Origin of the sequence: Stenotrophomonas sp. SMYL8, assembly GCF_036320065.1 — a bacterium.
Taxonomy (GTDB): domain Bacteria; phylum Pseudomonadota; class Gammaproteobacteria; order Xanthomonadales; family Xanthomonadaceae; genus Stenotrophomonas; species Stenotrophomonas maltophilia_A.
In genome coordinates this window covers 228999-249423 of the sequence record NZ_JAWIRR010000002.1, presented here as the reverse complement: position 1 = coordinate 249423, position 20425 = coordinate 228999, and the positions used below count along the sequence as shown (strand labels likewise).

Annotated in this window: 13 protein-coding genes; 8 read left to right on the top strand and 5 right to left on the bottom strand. The window is 65.7% G+C overall.

Going from position 1 to position 20425, the window contains the following annotated elements; all coding sequences use genetic code 11:
- Positions 1-20: 20 nt before the first annotated feature.
- Positions 21-1025, bottom strand: coding sequence for a PHB depolymerase family esterase (locus V3B25_RS03175; protein ID WP_049422249.1), 1005 nt, complete (start codon positions 1023-1025; stop codon positions 21-23).
- Between the two features lie 221 nt (positions 1026-1246).
- On the opposite strand from V3B25_RS03175, the gene V3B25_RS03170 reads away from it, so the two are divergent.
- The 4 genes from V3B25_RS03170 to V3B25_RS03155 are packed head-to-tail and all read left to right on the top strand — an operon-like array spanning position 1247 to position 8159.
- Entirely contained in the window at positions 1247-3409 is a 2163-nt protein-coding gene (locus tag V3B25_RS03170; RefSeq protein ID WP_329810128.1) for a TonB-dependent receptor, read from the top strand.
- Between the two features lie 32 nt (positions 3410-3441).
- Positions 3442-4320, top strand: a complete 879-nt coding sequence (locus tag V3B25_RS03165) for an alpha/beta hydrolase (protein ID WP_049422247.1) — start codon at positions 3442-3444, stop codon at positions 4318-4320.
- A complete protein-coding gene (locus V3B25_RS03160) occupies positions 4317-4793 on the top strand; it encodes a MaoC family dehydratase (protein WP_049422246.1) in 477 nt (158 codons plus the stop codon). The genes V3B25_RS03165 and V3B25_RS03160 overlap by 4 nt, the downstream gene beginning before the upstream one ends.
- A gap of 36 nt (positions 4794-4829) precedes the next feature.
- Positions 4830-8159: a PAS-domain containing protein gene (locus V3B25_RS03155; protein ID WP_049422245.1), complete on the top strand. Its 3330-nt coding sequence runs from the start codon at positions 4830-4832 to the stop codon at positions 8157-8159.
- 4 nt (positions 8160-8163) lie between these two features.
- On the opposite strand, the gene V3B25_RS03150 is transcribed toward V3B25_RS03155, so the two are convergent.
- Positions 8164-8838, bottom strand: a complete 675-nt coding sequence (locus tag V3B25_RS03150; protein ID WP_032127250.1) for a response regulator transcription factor — start codon at positions 8836-8838, stop codon at positions 8164-8166.
- Between the two features lie 129 nt (positions 8839-8967).
- Here V3B25_RS03150 and V3B25_RS03145 point away from each other — a divergent pair, with 129 nt between their 5' ends.
- Positions 8968-10614 (top strand): fatty acid--CoA ligase, encoded by a 1647-nt coding sequence (locus V3B25_RS03145; protein WP_329810046.1) that lies wholly within the window; start codon positions 8968-8970, stop codon positions 10612-10614.
- Between the two features lie 144 nt (positions 10615-10758).
- On the opposite strand, the gene V3B25_RS03140 is transcribed toward V3B25_RS03145, so the two are convergent.
- The 3 genes from V3B25_RS03140 to V3B25_RS03130 form a co-directional block, all read right to left on the bottom strand.
- Complete coding sequence (locus tag V3B25_RS03140; protein ID WP_329810045.1) at positions 10759-11250, bottom strand: hypothetical protein; 492 nt, start codon at positions 11248-11250, stop codon at positions 10759-10761.
- Positions 11251-11428: 178 nt separating this feature from the next.
- Entirely contained in the window at positions 11429-12172 is a 744-nt protein-coding gene (locus V3B25_RS03135) for a FadR/GntR family transcriptional regulator (RefSeq protein ID WP_049401514.1), read from the bottom strand.
- Between the two features lie 102 nt (positions 12173-12274).
- Positions 12275-15166 carry a TonB-dependent receptor gene (locus V3B25_RS03130; protein ID WP_329810044.1) on the bottom strand — a complete coding sequence of 964 codons (2892 nt, stop codon included), beginning with the start codon at positions 15164-15166 and terminating at the stop codon, positions 12275-12277.
- Positions 15167-15407: 241 nt separating this feature from the next.
- On the opposite strand from V3B25_RS03130, the gene V3B25_RS03125 reads away from it, so the two are divergent.
- From V3B25_RS03125 to V3B25_RS03115, 3 genes are read left to right on the top strand one after another with little or no spacing between them, the layout of a single operon-like run.
- The gene (locus tag V3B25_RS03125; RefSeq protein WP_049422241.1) at positions 15408-16847 is read left to right on the top strand and encodes a polysaccharide lyase 6 family protein; all 1440 of its coding nucleotides are present in this window, start codon (positions 15408-15410) and stop codon (positions 16845-16847) included.
- Positions 16844-19072 (top strand): oligoalginate lyase, encoded by a 2229-nt coding sequence (locus V3B25_RS03120; RefSeq protein WP_049422240.1) that lies wholly within the window; start codon positions 16844-16846, stop codon positions 19070-19072. The genes V3B25_RS03125 and V3B25_RS03120 overlap by 4 nt, the downstream gene beginning before the upstream one ends.
- Positions 19069-20373, top strand: coding sequence for an MFS transporter (locus tag V3B25_RS03115; RefSeq protein ID WP_329810043.1), 1305 nt, complete (start codon positions 19069-19071; stop codon positions 20371-20373). Before V3B25_RS03120 ends, V3B25_RS03115 begins: the two co-directional genes overlap by 4 nt.
- Positions 20374-20425 lie beyond the last annotated feature (52 nt).

The window sequence follows — 20425 nt, the reverse complement described above, 5'->3', positions numbered from 1 at the left end:
GGCAAGGATTGCCCTTCCCCTCAGCGCTGGTAGTCCTTCAGGAACAACCAGGTGATCAGCGTGGCATCCGGCCCCTTCGGGTCGGTGAACGGCAGGCCGGACTGGCTGCCGCTCCACGCATGGCCCATGCCCTGCACCACATAGTGCTGCACCAGCGTCCTGCCACCGTAGGCGTAGGTATCCACTGTATACGCACGCCCACCCGGAACCTGGCCGTGATAGGTGCTCGTCGGCACGTACTTCACCGAGTCGTTGTCCAGGCCGTCGTCGGCCAGATCATTGGTCTGCAGGAACTGGCGCACCGCCTGCTGGCCGTTCACCGGATTGACTGTGAGATCGGCGCTGCCATGGAACACCAGCACCGGCAGCGGTCGCGGCGACGGCGAGCCCGAGCACTGCCACGCCAGACGGCCATTGCTGTCCGGCGAATAGATGCTGCCGGCCAGCAACGCATAGGCGCTACCGGAAATCGTGGTCGCACCCTTGAACATGCCGCCGGAGTGGATGGCGCCGGCAGCGAACACATCCGAATAGCAGGCCAGCATGATCGAGGTCATCGCGCCGCCCGCGGAAATGCCGGTGACATAGACCCGGTGCGGATCCACGCTGTAGCCCGCTTTCACCTTGTCCACGATGCCGGCCAGGATCGACGCTTCGCCGCTGTCGCGGGCCTGGTTGACCGGCAGCTGCCAGTTCCAGCAGCGGGCCGGATTGGAGGTGACGTTCTGCCGGGGGTAGACCACGATGAACCCCTCAGTGTCGGCCACATCATTGAAGCCTGACGCCTCGCCCATCAGGTTCGGCCCGGTCACACAGCCATGCAGCACCAGCAGCAGCGGCAGCGGCTGGCTGTCGTCATAGCCGGCCGGCACCCATACCTGGTACTCGCGGGCGCCGAACAGATTGCCGTACAGGCCGATATCCCAATGACCGGCCGGGCCAGCGGCAACCGCGCTGCCCGCCATCGCCAGCCAGCTGCACAACACCAGCAGTACCGCCTTGATCGAATCGATTCCGGATTTCATGGCCAGATCCTCGTGCGTGAGTCGTGGATGAAGGAGTACCGGGGACCGCTTCCGGTTGGGGGCGCGCCCAGTATCCGCATCCACGGGCCGCTGCCGACTGGACCTAGGTCCACTCGCTGCTTGCCCATGACACCGCTAGCCTTGGCTGCAGGGGTGGCAATGGGCCATCCGCACGCTCATGCCTGGGGGAGGACCGAATGAAACGGAATTGTTTGAGTCTCATGATCGGCGCGCTGCTGGCCACGGGGCCGGTACTGGCACAGGAATCACCGACGGCAGGCAGATCCGCTTCGCCGACCAACCTGGACAGCATCAAGGTCACCGCGCGCAAGCGTGAGGAAACCCTGCAGGAGGTGCCGGTGGCAGTCACCGCATTTACCTCCGAGGCGCTGGACAAGATGAATGTCCAGGACATCAGCGACCTCGATGCGCAGGTGCCCAACCTGACCATCTACGCGGCGCGCGGCGCCAGCAGCACGGTCACCGCCTACATCCGTGGCATCGGCCAGTCCGACCCCACCTGGGGCGCGGACCCGGGCGTCGGCATCTACTTGGATGACGTCTACATCGCACGTCCGCAGGGTGCGCTGCTGGATGTGTTCGATGTCTCGCGTATCGAGGTGCTGCGCGGCCCGCAGGGCACGCTCTACGGCAAGAACACCATCGGCGGCGCGATCAAGTACATCTCGCGCGGCCTGCCCACCCAGACCGAGGGCTTCGCCCAGATCACCGTGGGCAACTACAGCCAGCTGGATGCGAAGGCGGCCATCGGCGGCCCGATTGGCGGCGCCGACAGTGGCCTGCGCGCCCGTGTGGCGGTGGCCAGCATGAACCACGACGGGTTTGGCGAGAACACCTTCAACGGCCAGCCGGTCAGTGACAAGCAGATCAATGCTGCACGACTGAACGTCGGCGCGTACGCGGGCGATGACTTCGACGTGCAGTTCGCACTGGACTGGATCGATGACCAGTCCGGCATGCGCGGTTCGAAGATGCTGGCGCCCAATCCGTTCCTGCGCGCATACCCGCCGATGGACAGCCGCTATGACATCCGCTCGGGCATGCGCAACCTCAACAACGTGGAGAGCAAGGGTGCCTCGGCTACGGTGAACTGGCGGCCGAACGAGGACATTGCGCTGAAGTACGTGGTCGCCAAGCGTGAATCGGACAGCGAGGCCAACATCGACTTCGATACCGCGCCGGTCAAGCTGGCCGACGTGGGCGGCACCTATCACGACGACCAGGTCAGCAACGAAGTGCAATTGAACTACGATGCCGGCGGCCGGGTGCGCGGTGTGGTCGGCCTGTACCAGTTCAGTGGCGAGGCGGGCGGCCAGATCCAGAACAACTACTTCAGTGCGCAGTTCGCCGACAACCAGGGCAAGGTGTTGTCCGACAGCATCGCGCTGTACGCGGACTGGACCTTCGACCTGACCAGCAAACTCAAGCTGGATGTCGGTGCCCGTTACACCGACGAGGACAAGCGCGCGATCGTGCTGAACCGCCTGTACGCCGACCCGGGTTTCAGCCGGCCGGTGGCGGTGACCGCGGACTTCGACAAGAAGACCAACTTCAAGAACGTCTCGCCCAAGGTCTCGCTGGACTACCAGATCACTCCGGACATCATGGTCTACGGCCTGGCCACGCGTGGCTTCAAGTCCGGTGGCTACAACATCCGCGCCAACGCGGTGGCCGTGCCACGCTCGGCCGAGCCGTTCGACGACGAGACCGTGGACAGCTACGAGGTCGGCAGCAAGATGGCCTTCCTCGACCAGCGCCTGTTCCTCAATCTGTCGGCCTTCTACAACAAGTACAAGGACATCCAGTTGTCGGTGTTCACCGGCCTGGATACCAATGGCGACGGTGTCGATGACTCCTTCTTCGGTGATTTCACCAATGCCGGCGCAGGTACGGTCAAAGGCCTGGAAGTCGAGTACCAGTACCTGCCCAGCCAGCACTGGCTGATTTCCGGCAACCTGGCGTGGCTGGATACCAAGTACGACGAGTACATGGATCGTGGCGTCAACGTTGCCAGGCAGATGAAGTTCACCAATGCACCGGAATTCTCAGGTGCATTCAACGTGGAATACCGCACCGACCTGGCCAACGGCAGCAACCTGTCGGCACGGGTGAGCTACAGCTACCAGAGCGAAGTGTGGCCGACCACTGATCTCAGCCCGGTGATCCGCCAGCAGGGTTACGGGCTGGTCAATGCCGGCGTCATCTGGCGCCTGGATGATGCGTGGACCTTCTCGCTGCAGGGCACCAACCTGGCCGACAAGGAATACCGCACCACCGGCTACAACATCCCGGCGGTCGGCACGCTGATTGGCTTCTATGGTCCGCCGCGCCAATATAGCCTCAGCGTCCGTTACGATTTCTAGCGCATCCGTTACGATCTCCAGGAAGCTTCTGCATGACGCAGTCTTACGACGACCTGTACTGGAACAGCAATGATGGGTTGCGCCTGCACGCGCGCGACCATGCACCCGATGCGGGGCAGACAGCGCGTGGCACGGTGGTCTGCATTCCCGGGCTGACCCGCAATGGCGCCGATTTCGATGCGCTTGCCGATGTGCTTACCGCCGAGGGCTGGCGCGTGATCGCGGTCGACCTGCGCGGTCGCGCAGGGTCGGAACGCGCATATGATCCGTCCAGCTACAACCCGCGTGCCTATGCGGATGACATGGTTGCGCTGCTGCGCTCGCAGAACATCGCCAAGGCGGTATTCGTCGGCACCTCGCTGGGCGTTCTGGTGACCATCACCCTTGCCTCGCGCGCGCCCGAGCGGATCGCGGCCGCGGTGCTCAACGATGCCGGCCCCAAGGTGCCGCGTGAGGCGCTGGCACGGATCGGCAAGTACGCCGGCAAGCCGGTGCCGCCGATGGACCTGGTGCAGGCCACCGCTTACGTGGAATCCATCGGCAAGGCCGCGTTCCCTCGCTTCAGTACCGACGACTGGCGGCAGATGGCGGTGCGCACCTTCCGCCCGCGCAGCGATGGACTGCTGGAGCTGGATTACGATCCGGCCGTGATCCGAACGACACGTCCCTGGCTGCTGTGGTTGCTGCGGCCGGTGCTGTGGCATGCGGTTCGTGGGCTGACCGCACGGGTGCCGGTACTGGTGGTGCGCGGTGCGCTGTCCGACATCCTGCCGGCCGATGTCGCGCGGCAGATGGCGGCCACCTCGGAAAGTGCCCGCCTGGTGGAAGTGCCGGATGTGGGACACGCTCCGATGCTGTCCGAGCCAGAGGCACGTGACGCGATCCTGACCTTGCTGGAGCGTGTGGCGTGAGTGCAGACAGCAACCTGCCTCCCGCGCTGCAGGCGTTGCAGCAGTGGGCGGCCAGCGAGCGGGTGAGTGGCGTGACCCACGTGGACCAGGCGCGCATCGATGCCTTTGCCGACGCCACCGGCGACCACAACTGGATCCACGTCGATCCAGGCCGCGCGCAGACGCAGCTGCCGGGCGGGCAGACCATCGCGCACGGCTTCCTGCTGCTCTCGCTCACCGTGCAGGACGATGTGGCCGCCCTCACCGGCTTCCCCGGCATCGCCCATGTGCTCAACTACGGCCTCAACAAGGTCCGCTTCCTGGCGCCGGTACCCAGCGGGTCCGGGGTGCGGGTACGCTCGCAGCTGCTGTCGCTGGACGCGCGCCAGCCCGGCCAGTGGCTGCTGACCCAGCGCAAGGCCGTCGAGCGGGTTGCCGATGACGAGCTGGCACTGGTCGCTGAGCAGCTGTCACTGATCGTGGTCGCTCCCTAGCACCACCCTGCCCGGTTCTCTCCCTACACTGGAGCGATGTTGACGCCCTCCATCGTCCTCTTCGCCTGCATTGCATGGACCGCACTGCTGTTTGGCGTGGCGCTGTGGGGTGAGCGCAGGGGGCACCGGCTTTCGAAGGCATGGCCGCTCATCTATGCGCTGTCGCTGGCCGTGCACTGCACCGCGTGGACCTACTACGGCGCGGCCTCGCAGGGACTGCAATGGGGCTTCCCGATTCCACCCACCCTGGCCGGCATGGCGTTGATCTTTGCGTTCGGCCTGCCCTTCCTGCTCCGCCTGGGGCGGCTGGCCAAGCAGCACAACAGTGCCACCATCGCTGATCTGGTCGTCGCACGACTGCGTGCCGATCGCGGCCTCGGCTTCACCATCACCCTGGTGGCACTGTTCGGCATCATTCCCTACATCGCCCTGCAGTTGAAGGCTGTCAGTCAGGGCCTGGGCGCGCTGCTGGGCGATCGTTTCGCGCCTGCTGCCGCGCAGCTGGACATGTCGTTCTGGTTCGCGCTGACGATGGCCGCGTTCACGCTGCTGTTCGGTGCACGCAAGGCATCGGCCACCGAGCCCAATCGTGGCATCGTGGTCGCACTGGGGCTGGAGTCGGTGTTGAAGCTGGTGGCGCTGCTCGCCATTGGCCTCTATGCGGCGCTGTCGGTGCGCCAGGCGGGTACGCCGCTGCTGGAAAAGATGGCGCAGCTGCCGCCACCGGCCATCATGCCGGACTATCTGACCATGGTCGCGCTGGGGGCGATCTCCGCGTTTACCCTGCCGCACCAGTTCCATGTCGGCGTGGTCGAACTGCGCCAGACCTCGGACCTGAGGACGGCACGCTGGTTGTTCCCGGTCTACCTGCTGCTGATCGGGCTTCCGTCGGTGCCGATGGCGCTGGCCGGTGCCGCGCAGCTGCCCGCATCGGTGTCGCCTGACCTGTACGTGCTGGCGCTGCCGCAGGCCGGTGGCCACCACCTGCTGGCCTTGCTGGCCTATCTAGGCAGCCTGAGCGCCGCCACCGGCATGATGATCCTTTCGGGGCTGACCCTGTCGATCATGCTCGGCAACCATGGCTTCGGCTCACGGTTGCTGGACGGCATTGCCGGCGGTGCCGCGGCGGCCGACCTGCGTCCACGCGTGCTGGCCTTCCGCCGTGCCGGCATCCTCGCCGTGTTCCTGATGTCGTGGCTGTACAGCCGGGCGATGAGCGACACCGAGGCACTCAGCGATTTCGGCCTGATGTCCTTCACCGCCCTCTCGCAGCTGGCACCGGCGGTCCTGCTGGCGGTGTATCGCCCGCGCACGCCCTCTCCGGCCATCATCGCCGGCATCGTGCTGGGGTCGTTGGCCTGGCTGTGGCTGGTGCTGCTGCCGATGGTGATCCCTGCCACGCCGCCCGCCTCGGGCCCCGATGACCTGCACTGGCTGTCCGTGGTCTCGCTGCGCCTGCAGTCGGGCCATATCGCCATCAGCATGGGCGCCAGTCTGGCGGTCAACCTGCTGACGGTTGCGCTGGTGTCGCGCGCGGTGCGTCCCTCGTTGCCGCGACGACGGGATGCGGTGGCGGCAGCCTCGCTGCGCAGGACGGCCGGACGCTTCCTCGGCCAGGAGCGGGCCCGGCAACTGATGGATGGGCATGCAGGGCAGCTGCTGGACGACGACCGGGTCATCACCATCGAACGCGAACTGAGCGCCGTGGTCGGCGCGGGCATGGCGCGCCTGCTGGTGGAGGCCGCTCGTGATGGCGGTGCCGCGCCCTTGGATGCGGTAACCCGCGCTGTAGGCGAAGCCACTCAGGCGCTGCGCTTCAACCAGCGCCTGCTGGAAGCGGCGCTGGAAAACATGAGTCAGGGCATCAGCGTGGTCGACGCGCAGCTGCAGCTGGTGGCCTGGAACAGCCGCTACGCCGCGTTGTTCAAGTTTCCGCCCGAGTTGCTGCAGGTCGGGCAGCCGGTGGTCAATCTGACAGCGTGGGCGCTGGCCGAACTGAAGATCGGCGACGGCCCTGGTGACTCTCGCGACAAGGCCCTGCAGCGTCGCGCCGCACACATGCGACGTGGCACGCCGCATCTGTCCGAACGGATCTTCCCCGACAACACCATCGTCGAGATCCGTGGCAATCCAATGCCCGGCGGTGGCTACGTGGCCACCTTCACCGACGTCACGGCCTTCCGGCGTGCCGAGGAAGCGCTCAAGCGCAGCAATGAAACCCTGGAGCGCCGCGTGCAGGACCGCACCGCACGGCTGGAACAGGCAGTGCACGAAGCCGAGCGCGCGAACGTTGCCAAGACACGCTTCCTGACGGCGGTCGGCCACGACCTGATCCAGCCACTGCATGCGGCGCAGCTGCTGACCGATGCGATGTCGCAGCACATCGAATCGGAGTTCCTCGACAGTTTCCTGCGCCAGATCCGTGGTGCGCTGGACTCCACCGACGACCTGCTGTCCGGGCTGCTGGATATCTCCCGGCTTGAGGCGGGTGGACTGGTCGCCGATCCACGCCCCTTCGCGCTGTCGACCGTCCTGGATCCGCTCGCGCAGGAGTTCGCGGTACTGGCGGCGGCGCGCGGCCTGCAGTTCCGCCATGTACGGAGCCAGGCCTGGGTCCATAGCGACCCCCTGCTGCTGCGCCGGGTGCTGCAGAACTTCCTGGCCAATGCCATTCGTTACACCCGCCATGGCGGTGTGTTGCTCGGTGTGCGCCGCCAGGGACAGGCACTGCTGATCGGTGTGCATGACACCGGCCCCGGCATTGCTCCGGAGCAGCAGGCGGTGGTGTTCGAGGAATTCCACCGGGTCGATCGCAGCAACGGCCAGGGACTGGGCCTGGGCTTGACCATCGCGCACCGCATCGCCGACCTGCTGCACGCACCCCTGCACCTGCGCAGCGTGCCCGAGCACGGCTCGGCCTTCTCGATCAGCGTGCAACGCGCAGCACCCCCTGCGACCCCGCGCAGCTCGCCGCCGGCAGCCGGCAGCAGCGCGCTCAAGGGAGTCCGCGTGCTGGTGGTCGACAACGACCCGGACGCATTGGAGGCGATGCGGCAGCTGCTGCTTTCCTGGGGTTGCGATGTCATCGCGGCAGGCCAAGCCGATGACATCGGACCGTCAGCGCACGAGGCGGCGCTGTGGCTGTTCGACTATCACCTGGATGATGGCGATACCGGTGTTGCGCTGTGGAAGCGCCTGGTAGGCATGCATGGGCCGCGGCCGACGGTGATCCTCAGTGCGGATGCCGGCAGCGATACGCGCGAGGCGGTGCGCGGCGTTGGGCTGTCCCTGCTCAACAAGCCGTTCAAACCGTTGGCGCTGCGCTGGGCGATCAACCACCTGCTGGCGGCCAGCACCACGCCCTGACCGGTCAGGGCTCAGGCAGTTCTTCGATCTGCCGGGACGGATCGGCCAATCCCATTTCGTGCAGCACGCGGATGGCCTGCGCGCGGTTGCGCACGCCCAGCCGCTCCATGATGCGTGTCATGTGCGCCTTGACCGTGCGCAGCTGTACGCCCAGCCGGTCGGCAATCTGCTTGTTGAGCAGGCCCTCGGCCACCAGCCCCAGCACCTTGTACTGATGTGCCGACAGGCTGGCCAGGCGTGCGGCCAGGTCGGCATCCCTGCTGAACGTCGCCACCCGCGCCACCGGTTCGCGCAGCAGCGCCGGGATCCAGCGCTCGCCCTCCAGCACGGACTGCAGCGCGGACTGCAGCTCGTTCAAACCCGAGCTCTTGGGCAGATAGCCCGCGGCGCCAAGGTCGATGGCACGCCGGATGACCTGCGGCTCCTCGTTGGCGGAGACGATGATGATCGCCAGGCCCGGCTGCAACGCACGGATCGTGGCCAGCCCGGCCAGTCCGTGGTTGCCCGGCATGTGCAGGTCCAGCAGCATCAGATCGATCGACTGGTTCTCGATCACCTCCAGCACGCTGTCCAGCGAATCAGCTTCGCTGATCTGCAGATCGGCGACCGCCTCTTCCGCCGCGCGATGCAGTGCCGCGCGGAACAAGGGGTGATCGTCGGCGATGAGCAGGGTGGGCATGTCCTGGCGAGATTATCAAATCGGGTGCGCGCGGGAACAGGTACCTAGGTACGCTGGTGCAGCAGGAAGGGCTTGCTAGTGTGGTGCGGAGAAGGCCGGCGACCGCAACGCCGCCCACGAGGAAATGCCATGTCATCCGCCCGCACTCCCGATGCCCCTGCCTATCCACTGCTGATCAAGCAGCTGCTGCTGATGCCGCTGGCGGTGAGCCCTGAACAGGAAATCGTCTACGGCGACCAGGTCCGATTCGACTACCGCACCCTGCAGGCGCGCATCGGCCAGCTGGGCGGCCTGTTGACCTCGCTGGGAGTCGGCCACGGCGACACGGTGGCGGTGATGGACTGGGACAGCAACCGCTACCTGGAGGCCTACTTCGCCGTGCCGATGATCGGTGCGGTGCTGATGATGGTGAACGTGCGCCTGGCCCCAGAGCAGATCGCCTACACGCTGAACCACAGCGGGGCGCGGGTGATCCTGGCCAACCGCGAGTTCCTGCCACTGCTGGACGCCATCGACGAGCAGCTGCCGGACCTGCGCACGCGCATCCTGCTGGACGATGCAGGCGGACCGCTGCCGCCAGGCTTCGCCACCGAGTACGAAGCGGGGTTGCGCGATGCCACGCCGATCGTCCGCTTCCCGGACTTCGACGAGAACGCCCGTGCCACGGTGTTCTACACCACTGGAACCACCGGGTTGCCCAAGGGCGTGTATTTCAGCCACCGGCAGCTGGTGTTGCATTCGCTGGCGGCGATGGCCGCGCTTGGCGGTGCACCCCGTCAAGGCCGCCTGCATCGTGACGATGTCTACATGCCCATGACCCCGATGTTCCATGTGCACGCGTGGGGCCTGCCCTACGTGGCTACGGCGATGGGCATCAGGCAGGTCTATCCGGGGCGCTACCTGCCTGCGACGCTGCTGGCATTGATCGCCCGTGAGAAGGTGACCTTCTCGCACTGCGTGCCAACCATCCTGCACATGCTGCTGGAGCATCCGGACGCGGCGCAGACCGACCTGGAGGGCTGGAAGGTGATCATCGGCGGTGCCGCCCTGCCGCGTGCGCTGGCGCAGCGTGCACTGGCGCGGGGCATCGACATCTTCGGCGGCTATGGCATGTCCGAGACCTGCCCTCTGCTCACCATCGCCCAGATCGACGTGGACAGCGTGACCGATGCCGATGAGGTGCTGTCGCTGCGCACCAAGGCCGGCATACCCGTACCGCTGGTGGACCTGCGCATCGTCGACCCGGACATGAAGGATGTCGCCCACGACGGCATCGCCACCGGAGAGGTCGTCGTGCGCGCACCCTGGCTCACCCAGGGCTATCTGCACAATCCGGATGCATCTGCAGCACTGTGGGCGGGGGGCTATCTGCATACCGGGGACATCGGCAACATCGATGAATGCGGCTACCTGAGGGTGACCGACCGTATCAAGGATGTGATCAAGACCGGCGGTGAGTGGATCTCCTCGCTCGCCCTGGAGGACATCATCGCCCTGCATCCGGCGGTCAGCGAAGTCGCGGTGATCGGCATCGCCGACACGAAATGGGGCGAGCGGCCGTTGCCGCTGGTGGTCAGGCAGCCGGGCAGTGAGGTGACCGAAGCGGAGATCATCGAACTGGTCGCCGCGCGAAGCCGCTCGGGGGACATCTCACGGTATGCGATTCCGGAACGGGTCAGTTTCGTGGAATCGATCGAGCGGACCAGCGTGGGCAAGATCAACAAGAAGAAGCTGCGTGGGTTGCATGACCCAGCGACTGGCTCGGGCCGTGGGTGATCTCCGCTTGATCGCCGAGGTCAATGCTCGAAGGACACGATGCAGGGCACGCCAAGGTATGGAGCGGCGCCCCGGGACGATGATCTCCCGGGGCACCACTGCTCTGCAGCAGACCTGGTTCAGTTCCGCCAGGACCGGTCACCCTCAGTCGATGCAAGGTCCCTTCGCAGCGATCTCCGTGCCGGATCCCTTCGCACCGATGCTGGCCGGGCCCTGGCATGCATCAAAGCTGTACTTGATCAGCTTCCACGCCCCACTCGACCACCGGTATGTCCACGACTCGGAAGCACCGCTCGGCAAGGTATTGGAGATCGAGATGACCTCGCCCTCCACACCACGTGCAGGCAATGGAACAGGCGGGCCCGCTGCACCGGCCGGCTTCAGGCTGCCAGCAGACTGATAGCTGTGCGAGATGGCCAGTTCGCCCGTCTGCAACGCCGGCGCGTAGGCGGGCGAATTCCGTTTGATCCAATCGACGATGTAGCCGGCTTCCAGCGAATCCGACGCGTACGTGGCCTTCGCAACTACAGTGGCGGTCGCGGTGCCCGCGATCGGTCCTGCATTGACGCTTCCACCGGGGACTCCACTCAGTGCCAGCACCAATGGCAGCGCCGCGCCCAACAGCGAGAACTTCATACCCTGCTCCTTGTGTGTATGCAGCTTTCTCAACGGGCCGTCTATGACCTGCGGGCAGTGTAGGCATTGCGGACAGGCTGGGCATCGGCGCAGTCATGCCCATTTCTCATATCCATCAGGCTTCGAGCGCGAGCTGCCCTGCTGAAGGTCGCAGCGCCGATTGTGTTGAACGCGGCGCTCAGATCCGCGTCGTTGCCATGAACCGTTCGCGGTCCTGCTGCGTGCGGCGGCGGATCTCCTCCAGCGCCTGGCTTTCGGTCGCCTGCAGCATGGCTTCGAACAGGCGCTGGAAGTGAAGGCGCATCGCATTGCGCGCGGCCACCGGATCACGCGCGCGCAGTGCTTCGAAGATCGCCATGTGCTCGTCCGCACGGCTCGCGCCATCATCATGGCAGACCCGGGCATAGACCTCGGTCACCCGCGGCAGTTCGCTGCGCATGCGCCAGATCTGCTGCACGAAGAATTCCACCACTGGGTTGCCGGAAAGCCGTGCGATGGCCAGGTGGAAACGGCGGTCGTACTCGCCGGCTTCCGCGTCACTCAGGTCGCGACGGCACAGCGCTTCGGCCAACGCCTGCAGCTCGGCAATGCCGGCATCATCCAGATTGCTGGCAGCCAGAGCGGCGGCCTCGGCCTCGAATACCGCGCGGGCGGCGGTGAGGTCGAAGGCGCTGACATCCGGCAGCCCGCCGGACGCCTGCGTCGGGCGCGGTTTCACATGCACGCCCGAGCCGATGCGGATGGCGATCCAGCCCTGCGCTTCCAGTGCGATCTCGGCTTCGCGGATGGTGACCCGGCTGACACCGAACCGTTCGGCCAGCTCACGCTCGCCCGGCAGCCGCGAGCCCGGCGGAAATTCGCCGTCCTCGATCAGCTTGCGGAGCTTGGCAGCGATGGTCTGGTAAAGGCGGTTGGCGGACATGCGGCTGACCCTTGGCGATTCCTTCCGGGTCCCTGCCCTGCCACCGCGGCCGGCAAGGGTCCGGTTGGAGCGACGGCGCGACCACTGGCCGCGCCGCCCTGTTCAGAACTTGTATCGTACACCGAAATACGCACGCCGCCCGTAGGTCACCACTTCGCGGAAGTTCCCATAAAGCGGCTGGTAGGCCACGCGCGGCTCGTTGGTCAGGTTCATCAGCTCCAGCGACAGCGACAACTGCTTGTTCACCCGGTAGCGCAGGCGCAGGTCCACGCTGGTGTTGTCATCGTAGTAGCGGTTCTGCTGCGCGGTGTTGCCGGTGAAGTCCTGGTAGTAGTGCGAGCGGAACTTGCCGATGGCCTGGATGTTGAAGCGCCCGACGTCCCAGTAGATCGAGCCGGACAGCACGTGCCGCGAGAAACCACTCAGGCCAGCCGGTGGCACGATGGCCGGAATGATTGTGCCATCGCTGGCCAGCTGCTCGCCCAGTCGCGAGTCCTGGGTCTGATAGTCGGCATCGGCGTAGTTGTAGCTCAGCTTGAAACCCAGCCCGTCGAACGGCTTGGGCAGGTACGACAGTCGATGGGTGGCGGTCAGCTCGAAGCCGGTCAGCGTGCTGTTCTCGTCGGTGGTTACCTGTTGCCGCACCGGTACGGTCACGCTCTGGCCGTCGATGGTGTAGGTCTCCGGCACCAGCGCAGTGGCGGTGCCGCCGTTGAACTGCTTCCAGTACACCGCGCCGGCCAGCATCGTGTCCGGGTTCGGGTACCACTCCAGGGAAAGGTCGCCGTTCCAGGACATCAGCGGCTGCGCGGCGGGGTTGCCGCTGGCGCTGATGTCATCCAGCGCTGCGGCCAGGTTGCCGTAGGTGGCATCACTGCTCACGTTGATGGTGCGCCCGGCACCCAGCGCGGCAATGTCCGGCCGTGACATCGCGCGATATGCACCGACCCGCAGCAACACGTCCGGGCGCAGCTCGAAGGCCGCGTTGAGGCTGGGCAGCAGCTTGTCGTTGCCCGCCTTGAACACCTGCGTGCTGTACTCGCCGGTGGGTTGCAGGCGGATCGTCCCGTCACCGTTGTCCTCGATGCGCAGCCCGGTACGCACGCCTTCCGAACGAACATCGGTCTTGACCCAGCGCAGGCCGAGGTTGCCGGTCACCGGCAAGCCGAACAGGGTGCTGCTGAACTCACCCATCAGATAGAGCGCGCGTGTCTTCTCGGTGATATCGACATTGTTCGGATCCTGGAAACCCGGATCCAGCCCGCTGTCGAGGCTGCCGCGGAACGACTGGTACAGGCAGTTCGGATCGAAGTACGCCCACGAGGAGATCGTGTTGCCGCTGGCGGCATCCATGAAGTCATCCTGCGGGAAGGGTGCACGGCAGGCCTGGTTGGCGGCGATGATCTTCGCTTTGTCGGCCGCCACGCGCTGGTCGTAGTCGGTTACCAGGGTGTTGTCGCGCAGGCGGTAGTCGGCCTGACTGGCGCGCACGCCGCCCTTGATGCGGGTGAAGAAACCGGACTCCGGCATGAAGCTGGCATCGAAGCGGCCGGCCTTGATCCTGTGGTCATTCTCGGTGGCGCTGGAGGTCACCCGCGCCGCCCCCGTATAGGCGTCCCAGTTGTTGGGGTCGAAGTTCGGCGCCAGGGCAACACTGGGCACTTCGCCGTGCCAGTCCCAGTCATAGTCCACGTAGCCGGTGGCACCACTGCTGATACCGGGCACGACGGCATTGTTGACGTCGCGCTGGTTGGCGCGCAGGCGCGTCATGCGCTCGCTGTCGAGGCGATTGGTGTGCGAGTAGGAAAGATCGGTAGACAGCTCCCAGGCCGGGGTCGGGCGCAGGATCAGGTTCAGGCCACCCCCGGTGTATTCCTCGCCACGCCAGTAGCGGTTGGAGGTGGAATCAATCGAGGTGCTGCCGTGCAGGTGGCGCACGATACCGTCTTCGTCAACCTCGCGCTGGGTGATGCCGCGTCGTGCGTTGGACAGGCTCAGATCGCTGCGGTTCTCATACCAGTTGCGCTCGGTGTGCTCGAAATCGAGGTTCACTTCAACCACATCATTTGGCCGCCACTGCAGCGCGGCGAACTCGCTCTGCCGGTCGTTGCGCTCCTGCTTGAGCCGGTAGATGCGGCTGCTCGGCACCAGGTAGTACGGCGCACCGTTGGCGATGGCCTGCGCGGACACTTCGTTGCAGTTGGCATTGCCCACGTTCTGCGTGCCATCGCAGGCATACCAGGTGGAACCGCTGGTAATGCTCTCTTCCGGATCGGTGCCGTCCAGGCGCTGGAAGCCCAGCGAGATGCCCAGCTTCTGCCCGTTGCCGAACTCGAACTGATCGATGTAGCTGGCGGTGCCGCGATAGCCGATGCCGTCCTTGTCACGGTACTTGCTGTCGTACTCCGCCCAGCTGCCGCGCAGGTCCAGCTGCGCTGCACGCTTGCCGTACTCCAGTGGGCGCACTGTTTCCAGGCCGATGGTGCCGGCCACGCCGCCTTCGATGATGTCGGCGCGCTGGGTCTTGTAGATGGCCACCGTGTTGATCAGCTCGGCCGGGAACATGTTGAAGTTCACCGAGCGGTCGCCGCTGCCGTTGGTGATCTCGCGGCCATTGAAGTTGGTGCTGCTGAGGAAGGCGCCCAGGCCCCGGATGGAGATCTCCGAGGCGCCGGTCTTGTCGCGGGTCGAGGCGGCGCCGGTCAAGGTCTCGATCGCATCGGCCAGCGACGGTGCCGGCAGGTCGCCGATGTCATCGGCCGAGAGCACGTCGGCGATGACCGTGTCGTCGCGCTTCTTGTTGATCGAACTCTGCATTGATTCGCGGATGCCGGTGACCTGCACCTGGTCCAGCGTGGTGGGATCCTGCCCTGACGCGTCCTTGCTGGACTGCGCCTGGGCCGCGGGCATGCCCGCCAGCACGGCAAGCAGCGCCACGATCAGGGGTGTGGGGGACAACGAGATGCTGTGCACTGCTCCGGCGGGTCGCCGCATGGTTTCCTCCTCCCAAAGGATCGCCTGCATGCCAGGCGTGGGACGCAGCTTCGGCACGGCGACATGAAAATGTCAACCAATTGGTATGCGAACCTTCAAATGCCTTTCATCCATACCAGTGGAACGCAATTTAATGTGCTCATGCAGCATGACTTTGCGCGAAAGCTGGCTTACAACGGACTCGAAAGTGGTATGCAGACCCACCCTGAAACGACGGCCCGGCCGTCTCTGGAAGGATTTCATGCGCATTCGTCCGCTTGCTCGACATCCGCTCCGCAATTCATCACTGTTTTTCCTGACCACTGGTCTGGTCATGTGCCTGACCACTTCGGCGGCAAGTGCAGCCAGCTGGCTCGTCCACGATGTCGCTGAGTTCACTACCGCCGCCTCGGCGCTGCAGCCCGGCGATGAGATCGTGTTGGCTGACGGCACCTGGACCGACGCGCGGTTGCTGCTGAAAGGCCAGGGCACGGCAGCCGCGCCGATCGTGTTGCGCGCGCAGACCGCCGGCAAGGTCGTCCTCAGCGGACGTTCGGACCTGCGCCTGGCGGGTAGCTACCTGCAGGTGTCCAACCTGGTGTTCCGCAACGGCTATACGCCGGGTGATGCGGTGGTGGCGTTCCGCGAATCCAGCAAGGCGGTGGCCCGCCACAGCCGGGTGACCGGCCTGGTGATCGATGACTACACCAACCCCGATGCCAGCGACCAGGACTACTGGGTATCGCTGTATGGCAGCAACAACCGGTTGGATCACAGCCAGCTGCGCGGCAAGACCAACGCCGGGCCCACGGTAGTGGTGGTGCGCGATGCCACCCAGGGCCTGGACAACCAGCACCGCATCGACCACAACTGGTTCGGACCGCGCCCGGCGCTGGGCGTCAACGGCGGCGAAACCCTCCGCGTCGGCACCAGCGACACTTCGTTGAGCGATTCCAACAGTACGGTGGAGAACAACTGGTTCGAAGGCTGCGACGGCGAGACCGAGATCATCAGCAACAAGTCCGGCGGCAATACCTACCGAGGCAACGTGTTCTACCGTTCGGCCGGCGCGCTCACGCTACGCCATGGCAACGGTAACCGGGTAACCGACAACGTGTTCCTGGGCAACGACAAGGCCGGCACCGGCGGCGTGCGCATCATCAATGCCGACCAGACCGTCAGCAACAATTACTTCGAACGATTGGCCGGCTCCAGCAACCGTTCCGCGCTGGCGGTGATGGACGCGCAGGCCGATCCGCCGCTGTCCGGCTATGCGCCGGTGGTGAACGCCACGATCAGCCGCAATACTTTCGTGGACGTGGCGAAGATCAGTTTCGGCGTCGGCCATGATGAGGCCAAGGGCATCGTGGTCGCCGCCAGCAACAGCCGCTTCAGCGCCAACCTGATCGTCAACCGCACCAGCAGGAACCCGCCGAATGCCGCCAGTTCGCTGGCCGGCATCGACTTCAGTGGCAACGTGCAGTCACCGGCAGCCAGCACCGTATTCCCGGGCGGCGTAGAGGGGCGTGGCGTCAGCCTGCAGCAGGCTGCCAGCGGATTGTGGGTGGCCGCGCCTGCCCTGCCCGCCGTGGGCGCCGATCCTGCCCTGGCGATGACCGCGCGCGAGGCGACCGGCATCGACTGGTATCCAAAGGTGGGCGAAGTTGCCCTGTCACGCACCCGCAATGGAGTTGATCGATGAGGTTGCCGCCGCTGTTCGTCTCCCTGGCCCTGGCCACCCCCTTTGCCCTGCTGCCGGCCGCGCCGCTGTTCGCAGCCCCCGCTGCCGCAGCGAGGCAGGCCGACACCGCGCCGGTGCTGGTGACCGCAGCGCAGTGGCAGCGGTTGGCCAGCGAAGGCGGCCGCTACCCGTGGTTCGCCAAGGAACAGGCGCGCACGGAAAAATCGCTGAAGAAGATGATGAAGGCCGGCATCGACGTGCCGGTACCGAAGGACAAGGGCGGCGGCCGCACCCATGAACAGCACAAGCGCAACTACCAGGCCCTGATGGCGGCCGGCACCCTGTACCGGCTGACCGGCGACAAGGTCTATGTCGACTACGCGCGCGACATGCTGCTGCAGTACGCCAGGCTCTACCCCACCCTGGGCCCGCACCCCGAAGGCCGCGGACAGATTCCAGGCCGCGTGTTCTGGCAGGTGCTCAACGATTCGGTGTGGCTGGTCAACGCCATCCAGGGCTACGACGCGATCCGTGATGCATTGTCCGCCGAGGATCGCAACACCATCGAATCGAAGGTGTTCCGGCCGATGGCGGAGTTCCTGGTGAGCGAGCCGAAGAACTACGACCAGATCCACAACCATGCGACTTGGGCGGTGGCTGCGACCGGCATGACCGGCTACGTGCTGCGCGACCCGGAGCTGGTGGAGAAATCCCTGCGTGGCAGCCAGAAGAACGACCAGTTCGGCTTCCTGCGCCAGATCGACCTGCTGTTCTCGCCCGATGGCTATTACGAGGAAGGCCCCTACTACCAGCGCTATGCGTTGGCGCCGTTCCTGCTGTTCGCCAACGCCATCGAGCGCAACGAGCCGCAGCGCAGGATCTTCGCGCGCCGCGACGGCGTGCTGCTGAAGGCCGTGGATGTGCTGGTGCAGTCCAGCTATGACGGCCTGTTCTTCCCGATCAACGATGCCATCCTGGACAAGGGCATCGATACCGAGGAACTGGTGGCCGGTATCGGCATCGCCTATGCGCGCACCGCTGACGACCGCCTGTTGTCGGTGGCCCAGCAGCAGAAACGCCTGCTGTTGTCCCCCGAGGGACTGCAGGTGGCGCAAGCACTGGCCGCCAACAAGGCCAGGCCCTTCGATTACCGTCCGATGCTGCTGCGCGATGGCCCGGACGGCGACCGCGGTGGCCTGGCGATCCTGCGCATGAACGGCGAACGCGGCCAGGCGCTGGTGCAGAAGGACACGATGCAGGGCATGGGCCATGGCCACTTCGACAAACTCAACTGGCTGTTCTACGACAACGGCAATCCGGTGGTGACCGACTACGGCGCTGCCCGCTTCCTCAACGTGGAAGCCAAGCGGGGTGGCATCTACCTGGCCGAGAACCGCAGCTGGGCCAAACAGACCGTGGCGCACAACACTCTGGTGGTGGACGAACAGAGCCACTTCAAGGGCGACTGGAAGCGCGGCGAGGAGCATGCCCCGCAGGTGCGCTTCTTCCAGGCCGATGCCGATACCCAGGTTGCCTCGGCGACCATGCGCGATGCCTACCCTGGCGTGGTGTTCACCCGCACCCAGGCGCTGCTGCGCCACCCCGACCTGGGCCTGCCGGTGGTGCTGGACCTGCTGCAGGTACACGGCGACAAGGCCGCGCGCTACGACCTGCCGCTGCACTTCAACGGCCACATCGTCACCACCGGCTTCGAGGCAGAGCACTTCCCTGCCCAGCGCCCGGTGCTGGGCAAGGACAACGGCTACCAGCACCTGTGGCTGGATGCACGCAGCACGCCCGGCAGCGAACTGCGTTCCCTGGCGTGGCTGCTGGATGGGCGCTTCTACACCTACCGCTTCGGCAGCAGTGCGCCGGCACAGGCGCTGCTGGTGGAAAGTGGTGCCAACGATCCGGAGTTCAACCTGCGCCGTGAACCGGCCCTGCTGCAGCGCGTGGAAGGCCAGAAGGACGTGACCTTCTTCAGCGTGCTGGAGCCGCATGGCGAGTACAACGGAACCGCCGAGTACGTGCACGGCGCGGACAGCCGCATCAAGGACATCGTGCGCAGCCGGGGCAGCGATGCAGAGGTGATCGAACTGCGCCTGGCCAGCGGTGCACGCATCGCCCTCGGCGTGGCCGACGACAGCAGCGCCAAGGGCGAGCACAGCGTCACCGTGGACGGCCATGCCTACCGCTGGAGCGGCAGCCATGCACGCATGGACCGCAGCAAGGGTGACGGAAAATGAACGGCCCTGCCGTGGTGGCCAACCTGCGCAAGGTGCCGGTGCGTTCAGCAGTGCGCTGGTTGATCGTGGGCCTGATCGCCGTCGCTACGGTCATCAACTACATCGACCGCAATGCACTGGCGGTGATGTGGCCGGAAATTGCCAGGGAAGTAGGCGCGACCAAGGACGACTATGCCCTGCTGGTAACGGTGTTCATGCTGTTCTACGCCGCCGGCCAGTTCCTGTTCGGGCGCCTGTTCGACATGATCGGCACGCGCCTGGGGTTCGCCCTGTCGATCAGCGTGTGGTCGATCTCGATCGCGCTGCACTCGATCACCCATTCGATGCTCTCCTTCAGCCTGGTAAGGGCGATGCTCGGCATCAGCGAAGCGGGTGCGTGGCCCGGCGCGGTCAAGGCCAATGCCGAGTGGTTCCCTGCGCGCGAACGCGCGTTGGCGCAGGGCGTGTTCAACGCGGGTGTGTCGATCGGCGCGATCGTCTCCGCACCCGCCATCGCAGGCCTTTACCTTTGGCTGGGCTGGCGCGGCACCTTCGTGCTGGTCGGTTCGATCGGCTTCCTGTGGCTGCTGCCGTGGCTGTTTGTCTACCGCGCCGGGCCGGACAAGCATCCGTGGGTGAGCGATGCCGAGCGCCGACTGATCCAGCAAGACCAGGCCGGGCAGCAAACAGAGGCGGCGCCCAAAGCCAGCGTGCGCGAGCTGCTGGCCCATCGCCAGAGCTGGGGCATGCTCGCCTGCCGCTTCCTGCTGGATCCTATCTGGTGGCTGTTCGTGTCCTGGCTGCCGATCTATCTCGCTGAAACCTTCGGCTTCGACATCAAGCAGATCGGCCTTTTCGCCTGGGTACCCTTCGTCGGCGCGATGCTGGGCAGCCTCAGTGGCGGCTGGCTGTCGGGGCGCATGATCCGCGCCGGACACAGCGTGGACCGCGCCCGCAAGCTGGCCATCACCCTGGGGTGCGTGATCATGGCCCCTGCCCTGCTGGGTGCTGTGCTGGCCAATCAGCCGCTGCTGGCAGTGCTGGCAATCGCTGCGGTGCTGTTCGGCTTCCAGGTAGCCATCGGCAACATCCAGACCCTGCCCGGCGACCTGTTCGACGGCCGTTCGGTGGGCACGCTGGCAGGCCTGGGTGGCCTGGCGGCGGTCGCCGGCACCTTGATCACCACCTGGCTGGTGCCGGTGCTGACCCGCCACTCCTACGCCCCGATCTTCATCCTCGTTGCCGCGCTGGTGCCGCTGTCGCTGGCTGCGCTGTGGTGGTGGACCGGACCTATCCAGAAGCTCGACCGTCGCGGCGGCTGAGCCTGGGTCTCCTTCTTTTCCAAGTACATCCATTCCCCCGCAAACCAAGGAG

What these genes read in the sequence shown, in the direction of transcription:
- V3B25_RS03170 (WP_329810128.1), top strand. Translation starts at nt 1,247, where the DNA reads ATGATCGGCGCGCTGCTGGCCACGGGGCCGGTACTGGCACAGGAATCA.
- V3B25_RS03135 (WP_049401514.1), bottom strand. Translation starts at nt 12,172, where the DNA reads ATGTCCGCCAACCGCCTTTACCAGACCATCGCTGCCAAGCTCCGCAAG.
- V3B25_RS03120 (WP_049422240.1), top strand. Translation starts at nt 16,844, where the DNA reads ATGAGGTTGCCGCCGCTGTTCGTCTCCCTGGCCCTGGCCACCCCCTTT.
- V3B25_RS03175 (WP_049422249.1), bottom strand. Translation starts at nt 1,025, where the DNA reads ATGAAATCCGGAATCGATTCGATCAAGGCGGTACTGCTGGTGTTGTGC.
- V3B25_RS03155 (WP_049422245.1), top strand. Translation starts at nt 4,830, where the DNA reads ATGTTGACGCCCTCCATCGTCCTCTTCGCCTGCATTGCATGGACCGCA.
- V3B25_RS03125 (WP_049422241.1), top strand. Translation starts at nt 15,408, where the DNA reads ATGCGCATTCGTCCGCTTGCTCGACATCCGCTCCGCAATTCATCACTG.
- V3B25_RS03165 (WP_049422247.1), top strand. Translation starts at nt 3,442, where the DNA reads ATGACGCAGTCTTACGACGACCTGTACTGGAACAGCAATGATGGGTTG.
- V3B25_RS03145 (WP_329810046.1), top strand. Translation starts at nt 8,968, where the DNA reads ATGTCATCCGCCCGCACTCCCGATGCCCCTGCCTATCCACTGCTGATC.
- V3B25_RS03140 (WP_329810045.1), bottom strand. Translation starts at nt 11,250, where the DNA reads ATGAAGTTCTCGCTGTTGGGCGCGGCGCTGCCATTGGTGCTGGCACTG.
- V3B25_RS03130 (WP_329810044.1), bottom strand. Translation starts at nt 15,166, where the DNA reads ATGCGGCGACCCGCCGGAGCAGTGCACAGCATCTCGTTGTCCCCCACA.
- V3B25_RS03150 (WP_032127250.1), bottom strand. Translation starts at nt 8,838, where the DNA reads ATGCCCACCCTGCTCATCGCCGACGATCACCCCTTGTTCCGCGCGGCA.
- V3B25_RS03115 (WP_329810043.1), top strand. Translation starts at nt 19,069, where the DNA reads ATGAACGGCCCTGCCGTGGTGGCCAACCTGCGCAAGGTGCCGGTGCGT.